A 9,043-nucleotide genomic window follows, 5' to 3' on the forward strand; every position below is an offset into this window, starting at 1 on the left:
CGCACCGACCGGCCCGGCCCCCGCGCCGGCATGGAGGCCCCTCGTGCTCAGACTCATCGGCAAGCGCCTGCTGCTGCTGATCCCCACCCTGTTCGGACTGTCCGTCCTGCTGTTCGTGTGGGTCCGCAGCCTGCCCGGCGGCCCCGCCACCGCCCTGCTCGGCGACCGCGCCACCCCCGAGGCCGTGGCCCGCGTGAACGCGGCGTACGGCTTCGACAAGCCCCTGCTCGAGCAGTACCTCACCTACATGGGGCGGCTGCTGCGCGGCGACTTCGGCACCTCGACCATGACGAACCGGTCCGTGGTCGAGGAGTTCGCGGACCGCTTCCCGGCCACGCTGGAGCTCTCGGTCTTCGCGATCGTGTTCGCGGTGGCCATCGGCATCCCGCTCGGCTACTGGGCGGCCCGCCATGTGGGCCGGTGGCAGGACGACGTCGCCGTCGTGCTGTCCCTGGTCGGCGTGGTGGTGCCCGTGTTCTTCCTGGCGTTCATCCTCAAGTGGGTGTTCGCGGTGAAGCTGGGCTGGCTGCCCACGGACGGCCGGCAGGACCCGCGGATCGACGCCACCCACTACACGAACTTCTACGTGTGGGACGGCATCATCACCGCGGAGTGGGACGCGGCCCTGAACGCGCTGACCCACCTGGTGCTGCCCGGCATCGCGCTGGGCACCATCCCGCTGGCGATCATCGCGCGCATCACCCGTGCCTCCGTGCTGGACGTGCAGGACGCGGACTTCGTGCGCACGGCCCGCGCCAAGGGCCTGGCCCCGCGCCTGATCCGAAACCGGTTCATCATGCGCAACGCCCTGCTGCCGGTGAGCACCACGCTCGGCCTGCAGCTGGGCCTGCTGATCTCCGGGGCGGTGCTCACCGAGACGGTGTTCGCGTTCAACGGGATCGGCCGGTTCCTCGCGCAGGCGATCTTCCAGCTCGACTTCCCGGTGCTGCAGGGCTTCATCATCTTCATCGCCCTGCTCTACTCGCTGATCAACCTGGTCGTGGACGTCTCCTACGGCCTCATCGACCCGAGGGTGCGTGTCTCATGAGCGTGAACCTGCCCCCCAGCCCCGGCGGCGGACCCACCGAGCACGCCGTCGAGCACGCGCTGGCGCCCGTCGAGGCCGGGGCCACCCAGGCGACCACCGAGGCCGCCGCGGACACCCGCGGCACCTCCGTGTGGGGCGCCGCGTTCCAGCGGCTGCGCCGCAACCCGGCGGCGATCGCCGGCGCCGTGATCGTGCTGCTCTTCGTGCTCGTGGCCGTCCTCGCCCCGGTGCTGGCCCCGTACGCGGGCACGGCCACACCCGGCATGCGCGAGATCCGCCCCACCCACGTGCCCGGCCCCGGCGAGGTGGCCGGCTACCCGCTGGGCCTGGACCGCTTCGGCGGGGACGTGCTCTCCAAGCTGATCTGGGGCGCGCAGGCCTCGCTGCTCATCGGCGTCATCTCGACGGCGTTCGGCCTGGCCGGCGGCATGCTGCTCGGCCTGCTGGCCGGCACGTTCGGCGGCTGGGTGGACTCCGTGGTGATGCGCGTCGTGGACATCCTGCTCTCGGTGCCGAACCTGCTGCTGGCGGTGTCCATCGCGGCGATCCTCGGGCAGACCCCGTTCGCGGTGATGATCGCGATCGGGGTGGCGCAGGTGCCCGTGTTCGCGCGACTGCTGCGGTCCTCGATGCTCACGCAGAAGGGGTCGGACTACGTGCTCGCGGCGCAGACCCTCGGCCTCTCGCGCGGACGGATCACGATGTCCCACGTGCTGCCGAACTCGCTGGGCCCCGTGATCGTGCAGGCCACGCTCACCCTGGCCACGGCCGTGATCGACGCGGCCGCCCTGTCCTTCCTCGGCCTCGGCGGCGGCCGCCCCGAGACCGCCGAGTGGGGCCGCATGCTCACCTACGCGCAGGCCGAGCTGGGCATCAACCCGTGGCTCGCGTTCCTGCCCGGCCTGTGCATCGCCATCACCGCGCTCGGCTTCACCCTGCTGGGCGAGTCCCTGCGCGAGGCCCTCGACCCGACCTCCCGGAGGCGCTGACCATGGACCCCAAGCACGACGACGGCGCGCCCGGCCCCGGCGCGACACCCGCGGTCCCCGCGGCCGGCGCCCCGCTGCTGGAGATCCGCGACCTGGACGTGGAGTTCACCACCCAGCAGGGCACCGTGCAGGCCGTGGAGGGCGCGTCTCTCACGCTCCCGGCCGGCGGCACGCTGGCGATCGTGGGCGAGTCCGGCTCGGGCAAGTCCACCACCGCGATGGCCGCGATCGGCCTGCTGCCCGGCAACGGCCGGGTCGCGGCAGGCTCCGTCCGCTTCGCGGGCGAGGAGCTCGTGGGCCTGCCCGAGTCGCGGATGCGCCGCATCCGCGGCCGCCGGATCGGGCTGGTGCCGCAGGACCCGATGTCCAACCTCAACCCCGTGACCCGGGTGGGTCAGCAGATCGGGGAGACCCTGCTGACCCACGGCATGGCGACGAAGAAGGACGTGGGGGCCGCCGTCGTCGAGGTGATGGAGCGCGCCGGCATCCCCGAGCCCGCGCGGCGGGCCAAGCAGTACCCGCACGAGCTCTCGGGCGGTCTGCGCCAGCGCGTGCTGATCGCCATCGGCCTGGCGTGCCGGCCGCAGCTGCTGATCGCGGACGAGCCGACCTCCGCCCTGGACGTGACGGTGCAGCAGGTGATCCTGGACCAGATCGACGAGATGACCCGCGAGCTCGGCAGTTCCGTGCTGCTGATCACCCATGACCTCGGCCTCGCGGCCGAGCGGGCGCAGCAGCTCGTGGTGATGCACCGCGGACGCGTGGTGGAGTCCGGCGACGCGCGGGCCATCCTCGAGGACCCGCAGCACGCCTACACCCGCTCGCTCGTGGCGGCCGCGCCGTCGGTGGCGGCGGCCCGCCTGCTGCCCGAGGCCTTCGATCCCGCGCCCGTCGCCCTGGCCGAGGACGACACCGCGGCCCTGACCACGGTGGCCCTGGCGAAGCAGGACCTCACCCCGCTGGTGGAGATCCGCGACCTCACCAAGGTCTATCCCGTACGCGGGCACGAGGACTTCATCGCCGTGAAGGACGTCTCCCTGAAGATCCCGCGCGGCAAGACCGTCTCGATCGTCGGCGAGTCCGGCTCCGGCAAGACGACGACGGCGCGCATGCTGCTCAAGCTGATCGAGCCGACCTCGGGCGAGATCACCTTCGAGGGCAGGGATGTGCTGGCGCTGAAGGGGGAGGGGCTCAAGGACTTCCGGCAGCGCGTGCAGGCCGTGTTCCAGGACCCCTTCTCCTCGCTCAACCCCTCGTTCACGGTGGGCCGGATCATCGAGGAGCCGCTGCAGACGTACCGGCGGGGCAACGCCACGCAGCGGCGGGCGCGCGTGCTCGAGCTCATGGACCAGGTGGCCCTGCCCTCCCACTTCCACCGCCGGTACCCGGCCGAGCTCTCGGGCGGACAGCGCCAGCGCGTGGCGATCGCCCGGGCGCTCGCGCTGAACCCCGAGCTGATCGTGTGCGACGAGCCGGTCTCCGCGCTGGACGTGCTCGTGCAGGACCAGATCCTCACGCTGCTGCGCCGCCTGCAGGACGAGCTGGGGCTGAGCTACCTGTTCATCTCGCACGACCTGGCGGTGGTGCGGCTCATCTCCGACTACGTGTGCGTCATGAAGGACGGCGAGGTGGTGGAGGCGGCCAGCTCGGAGGAGGTCTTCACCAACCCCCGGCACCCGTACACCCGCCGCCTGCTCGCCTCGATCCCGGGCAACGAGCTGGGCATCGCCGTCGAGGCGGACGGCACCCACGTCTGAGCGCTGACCGGGCCGGACGGTCGGGTGCAGAAGCGCCCCGTTCGTGTCGACCGAGCCGCAGCGACATCACTGCCGGGCGGACCGGCGGCGATGTCGCTGGGCGTCGGTCGGACGGTCGGGCGCGGTGCTCAGCGGGCGAGCTCCCACGTCAAGCGGGCGATCGCCTGCTCCTCGTCCGTGGGGACCACGAGGACCGGGATCGCCGACTCCGGCGCGGAGATCGTGTGGGGCCCGGCCACGCGGGCGCGGTTGGCCTCGGCGTCGTAGGCCACCCCGAGCGCCTCGAGCCGGTCGAGCACGCGCGCCCGGAACGGAGCCGAGTTCTCGCCGATCCCGGCGGTGAACACGATCGCCTGCGCCCCGCCCACGGCCACGTGGTAGCCGCCCACGTACTTGGCCAGCCGGTAGGAGGCCACGTCCAGGGCGTTGCGGGCGCGGCCGTCCCCGGAGGCGGCGTTCTCCAGCACCTGGCGCATGTCCGCCTCCCCGGCCAGGCCCAGCAGGCCGGAGCGCCTGTTCATGAGGGTGTCCAGCTCCTCGGCGTCGTAGCCGTGGTTCCGCATGAGGTGGGTGACCACGGAGGGGTCCAGGTCGCCGGAGCGGGTGCCCATCACCAGGCCGGCCAGCGGGGTGTAGCCCATGGAGGTGTCCACGGAGACGCCGTCGCGGATGGCCGTGGCGGAGGCGCCGTTGCCCAGGTGCAGCACCACGGCCCGGAACTCCCCCCGCGGGATGCCCAGATGCTCCGCGGCGAGGCCGGTGACGAGGTCGTGGCTCGTGCCGTGGAAGCCGTAGCGGCGGATGCCGTGCTCCGTGTAGACCTCGTCCGGCAGGGCGTACTGCCAGGCCTCGCGGGGCATGGTCTGGTGGAACGAGGTGTCGAACACGACCACCTGGGGCATGTCCGGCCAGCGCTCGGCCATGGCGCGCAGCCCCTGGGCGGCGGCGGGGTTGTGCAGCGGGGCCAGCGGGGCGAGGCGCTCGATCGCGCGGATCACCTCGTTGGTCACCCGGGCCGGGGCGGTGAACCGCTCGCCGCCGTGGACCACGCGGTGGCCGGCGGCGTCGATGGTGCGCCCGCCGGTCGCCTCGGCCAGCTCGGCCTCCACCTGCTCGAGGGCGGCGGCGTGGTCCGGCACGCCGGAGCCGGGGACGCCGATGCGCTCCACCAGGCCCTGGGCGAGGACGGGCACCGGGGCGTCCGTGCCGTCGTCGGCCAGCTCACGGAGCTGGTACTTCAGGGACGACGAGCCGGAGTTGATGACAAGGACGAGCACGGGGGACTCCTTCCGGGGCGTCAGCCCTGGGCCTGGGCCTGGATGGCGGTGATGGCGACGGTGTTGACGATGTCCTCCACGGTGGTGCCGCGGGAGAGGTCGTTGACGGGCTTGTTCAGGCCCTGCAGCACGGGCCCGACGGCGACCGCTCCGGAGGACTGCTGGACGGCCTTGTAGGTGTTGTTGCCGGTGTTCAGGTCCGGGAACACGAACACGGTGGCCTGGCCGGCCACCTCGGAGCCGGGCATCTTCGAGGCCGCGACGGAGGCGTTGACGGCGGCGTCGTACTGCAGCGGGCCCTCCACCTTCAGCTCGGGGGCACGCTCCCTCACGAGCTCCGTGGCGGCGCGGACCTTGTCCACGGACTGCCCGGAGCCGGAGGCGCCCGTGGAGTAGGAGAGCATGGCGACGCGCGGGTCCACCCCGAACTGGGCGGCGGTGGCCGCGGACGCCACGGCGATGTCCGCGAGCTGCTGCGCGTCCGGGTCCGGGTTCACGGCGCAGTCGCCGTACACGAGGGCGCGGTCCGGCAGCAGCATGAAGAACACCGATGAGACGATCGAGACGCCCGGCTTCGTCTTCACGAACTCCAGCGCGGGGCGGATGGTGTTGGCGGTGGTGTGGGCGGCGCCGGAGACCATGCCGTCCACGTCGCCCAGGTGGACCATCATCGTGCCGAAGTAGGCGCCCTCCTGCATGACCTCGCGGGCGCGCTCGGCGTCCACGCCCTTGTGGGCGCGGAGCCGGGCGTACTCCTGCGCGTAGCGCTCCAGGTCCGGGGAGTCGGCGGGGTCCACGAGCTCGATCCCGCTCAGGTCCACGCCCTCGCGGGAGGCCAGCTCCCGCACGGCGGCGGCCGGGCCGAGCACCACGAGGTCGCAGACGTCGCGGCGCTGGAGGATCTCGGCGGCGCGCAGCACGCGGGCATCCTCGCCCTCGGGCAGCACGATCCGGCGGCGGTCCGCGCGGGCGCGGGAGATCAGCTCGTGCAGGAAGCGCAGAGGGGTGACGACGTCGGTGCGTGGCAGGTCGAAGCGGGCCAGCAGCTCGTCCCCGTCCACGCGCTGGTGCCAGGTGCCCAGGGCGGCGGCGGTCTTGCGGGGCTGGGCGCTGGAGAGCTCGGAGCGCACCCGGGAGACCTTCGCGGCGGTGGTGAACGTGTCGTCGTGGGTGACGAACACGGGGAAGGCCGCGCCCAGGTAGAGCCGCTGGAGCTGGCGGTTCGGGAGGATGCCGTTGGTGAGGATCATGCCGGAGGGGGTGGGGAAGTCCGGGGTCAGCGAGGAGGCCACGGTGGCCAGGATCGCGTCGGAGCGGTCGCCGGAGACGATCACGAGCGCGCCCTCGCGCAGGACCTCGAGGAAGTTGCCGCCCTCCATGGAGACGGCCTTGACCTCGGCGACGTCGCGGTCCAGCGTCTCCTGCCCGGCCATCTGCTCGAGCCCGAGCGCGTCCGCCACCTCGGCCACCGAGGGGTGCGCGAGCTCGGTCAGCTCGGGCAGCACGTACACGGGCCAGGCGTGGCGGCCGGGGCGCACGGCCGCGCCGACGGCGTCGAGGTCACGGGGGTCCGCGCGGTTGACCATGACGGCCAGCAGCTCGACGCCGGCGTCGTCGAGGGTGCGCCGGGCCAGGTCCACGACGTCGGCCGCCTGCTCGGGTGTCAGGTCCGCGCCGGAGACCACGGCGACCACGGGGGTGCCGAGGTTGCGGGCGAGCTGGGCGTTGAGGTCGAGGTCGGCGGCCGGGTCCGGGCTGATCAGGTCGGTGCCCTCCACCACCACGACGCCGCCCGCCGCCCGCATGGCGTCGTACTGCTCCACGCAGCGCTGCTGGACCTCGTCGCCGCGGCCCTCGGCCATGAGGGTGCGGGCCTCGGCCGCGGTGAGGCCGCCGCGGGCCTGCTCCGGGGAGAGGCCGTACTGCTCGCGCATCAGCAGCACCATGGGGTCGGTCTCCACGTCGTCGCCGGGCACCACGGGGCGGAAGTAGCCCACCGTGCCGGAGCGCCGGTACAGCGAGTCGGCCAGGCCCAGGCTGACGAGGGACTTGCCGGCGCCGGTGGACGTGGTGGAGACGAAGATTCCCTGGGGCATGGCGGACCTTCCGGTGGAGGACGGGGCTCGTCGTTCACGGTACCGAGGCCGCGGCGTCGGGGCCCGTCCCGGCCGACGCGGATCGACGTGAGTGAGGCGTGTCTCTCACGCGCGTGATACACATGACTGCACTCGCCCCGTCAAGCATCAAGGACCCTCCCATGGCAACGAGAGCCGACCGCGGCCGCCCCGTGCACAACCCCGACATCATCGGGTTCACGGACGCCGAGCTCAACGAGACCCCCATCCGGCCGAAGTGGAACTCGCTGGGACCCGGCATCGTGGCGGCCGCCACGGGCGTGGGCGCGGCGGACCTGGTGGCCACCCTGACCGCCGGCTCCCGCTACGGCTACATGCTGCTGTGGGCCGTGGTGCTGGGCGTGATCTTCAAGATCGTGCTCGTGGAGGGCGTGGGCCGCTACTACCTCTCCACCGGCAAGACGATCTTCCAGGGCTGGCGCACCCTCGGGGCCTGGACGTCCTGGTACTTCGGCCCGTACATCCTCATCTGGGGCATCGTGTACGGGGCGACGGCGATGTCCTCCACCGCCCTGCCGCTCGCGGCGCTGTTCCCCGGGGTGGACAGCAAGGTGTTCGCGATCGCCTCGGGCCTGATCGGCCTGGGGCTGGTCTGGCTGGACAGGTACCGGCTCATCGAGTGGCTCATGACGGTGCTGATCGGCGTCATGTTCGTGACGGTGCTGCTCTCCGCGGCGCTGACCGTCCCGAACCTGGGCGAGATCCTCGCCGGTCTCGTGCCGCGCCTGCCCTCCGGCGATCCCCAGGCCATGTTCTACGTGCTCGGCCTGGCCGGCGGCGTCGGCGGCACCATCACGCTCGCGGCCTACGGCTACTGGCTGCGCGAGAAGGGCTGGAACGTCCCGAAGTACCTGAAGGTCATGCGGTTCGACAACGCGACCTCGTACATCCTCACGGGCATCTTCGTGATCGCCACCATGGTCATGGGCGTGGAGCTGCTGCACTCGGCGGGGCTGGCGATCTCCTCGGGCGACAAGGGCCTGCTCGACGTCGGCGACGTGCTGGCCGAGCGCTACGGCTCGGTGTGGTCCACGGTGTTCCTCATCGGATTCTTCGCCGCGTCCTTCTCCTCCCTGCTGGGCGTGTGGCACGGCGTCTCGTTGATGTTCGCGGACTTCTGGACGAACTTCCGCCGGCCCGCCGAGGAGCTGGACCAGGACGACGCGCCGTCGCTGTCCTCGAAGCCCGGCCGCTTCTTCCTGCTGTGGCTGACCCTGCCGCCCATGGCGCTGCTGTTCCTGGACCGGCCGATCTTCCTGATCCTGCTCTACGGCACGCTCGGCGCCCTGTTCATGCCGTTCCTGGCCGTGACCCTGCTGTTCCTCAACAACAAGAAGGACGTGCCGCGGCAGTTCCGCAACGGCTGGGTCCGCAACACCCTGTTGGGCCTGACCGCGGCCGTGTTCGTGGCGATCGGCGTGAACGAGCTGCTCAAGGCCCTGCAGCCGGTGCTCGGGGGGTGAGCCGGCGGCGGGGGGCGGGGCACACTGGTGCCATGATCGTCGCCTTCTCCGTCGCCCCCTCCGGCCAACCCGCCGACGCCGAGCACCTGCCCGGCGACGCGGACACCGCGTCCGTGCACCGGGCGGTGGCGGCCGCCGTCGCCGTGGTGCGCGCCTCCGGCCTGCCGCACCGCACCTCCTCGATGTTCACCGAGATCGAGGGGGAGTGGGACGAGGTGATGGAGGTGGTGCGCGCCGCCGTGGACGCCGTGTCCCCGTACGGCACACGCGTCTCGCTCGTGCTGAAGGCGGACATCCGCCCCGGCCACACCGGCGAGCTGGACGGCAAGCTCGAGCGTCTCGAGTCGGCCCTCGCCGAGGACGAGCAGCGGCGC

The 9,043-nt window shown here is 72.3% G+C and carries 7 protein-coding genes; 5 read left to right on the forward strand and 2 right to left on the reverse strand.

Features of this window, described 5'->3' with window-relative positions; translation table 11 throughout:
- The first annotated feature begins 43 nt into the window (after positions 1 to 43).
- The 3 genes from QL983_RS08630 to QL983_RS08640 are packed head-to-tail and all read left to right on the forward strand — an operon-like array spanning position 44 to position 3,794.
- Positions 44 to 1,048 carry an ABC transporter permease gene (locus tag QL983_RS08630; protein ID WP_069941074.1) on the forward strand — a complete coding sequence of 335 codons (1,005 nt, stop codon included), beginning with the start codon at positions 44 to 46 and terminating at the stop codon, positions 1,046 to 1,048.
- Positions 1,045 to 2,037: an ABC transporter permease gene (locus QL983_RS08635; RefSeq protein WP_069941073.1), complete on the forward strand. Its 993-nt coding sequence runs from the start codon at positions 1,045 to 1,047 to the stop codon at positions 2,035 to 2,037. The genes QL983_RS08630 and QL983_RS08635 overlap by 4 nt, the downstream gene beginning before the upstream one ends.
- A 2-nt stretch (positions 2,038 to 2,039) precedes the next feature.
- A complete protein-coding gene (locus QL983_RS08640) occupies positions 2,040 to 3,794 on the forward strand; it encodes an ABC transporter ATP-binding protein (protein ID WP_290152330.1) in 1,755 nt (584 codons plus the stop codon).
- Positions 3,795 to 3,922: 128 nt separating this feature from the next.
- On the opposite strand, the gene QL983_RS08645 is transcribed toward QL983_RS08640, so the two are convergent.
- Positions 3,923 to 5,071, reverse strand: a complete 1,149-nt coding sequence (locus QL983_RS08645; RefSeq protein WP_020625362.1) for an acetate kinase — start codon at positions 5,069 to 5,071, stop codon at positions 3,923 to 3,925.
- A gap of 20 nt (positions 5,072 to 5,091) precedes the next feature.
- Positions 5,092 to 7,167: a phosphate acetyltransferase gene (gene pta, locus QL983_RS08650; protein WP_020625363.1), complete on the reverse strand. Its 2,076-nt coding sequence runs from the start codon at positions 7,165 to 7,167 to the stop codon at positions 5,092 to 5,094.
- Positions 7,168 to 7,328: 161 nt separating this feature from the next.
- Between pta and QL983_RS08655 the strand changes: the two genes are divergently transcribed.
- Positions 7,329 to 8,669 (forward strand): Nramp family divalent metal transporter, encoded by a 1,341-nt coding sequence (locus QL983_RS08655; RefSeq protein WP_144819810.1) that lies wholly within the window; start codon positions 7,329 to 7,331, stop codon positions 8,667 to 8,669.
- A 32-nt stretch (positions 8,670 to 8,701) separates the two neighbouring features.
- Positions 8,702 to 9,043: thiamine-binding protein (locus QL983_RS08660; RefSeq protein WP_290152334.1), on the forward strand; the 342-nt coding region annotated here is incomplete at its 3' end.

This window comes from Micrococcus sp. APC 4021 (assembly GCF_030407635.1).
GTDB lineage: Bacteria > Actinomycetota > Actinomycetes > Actinomycetales > Micrococcaceae > Micrococcus > Micrococcus luteus.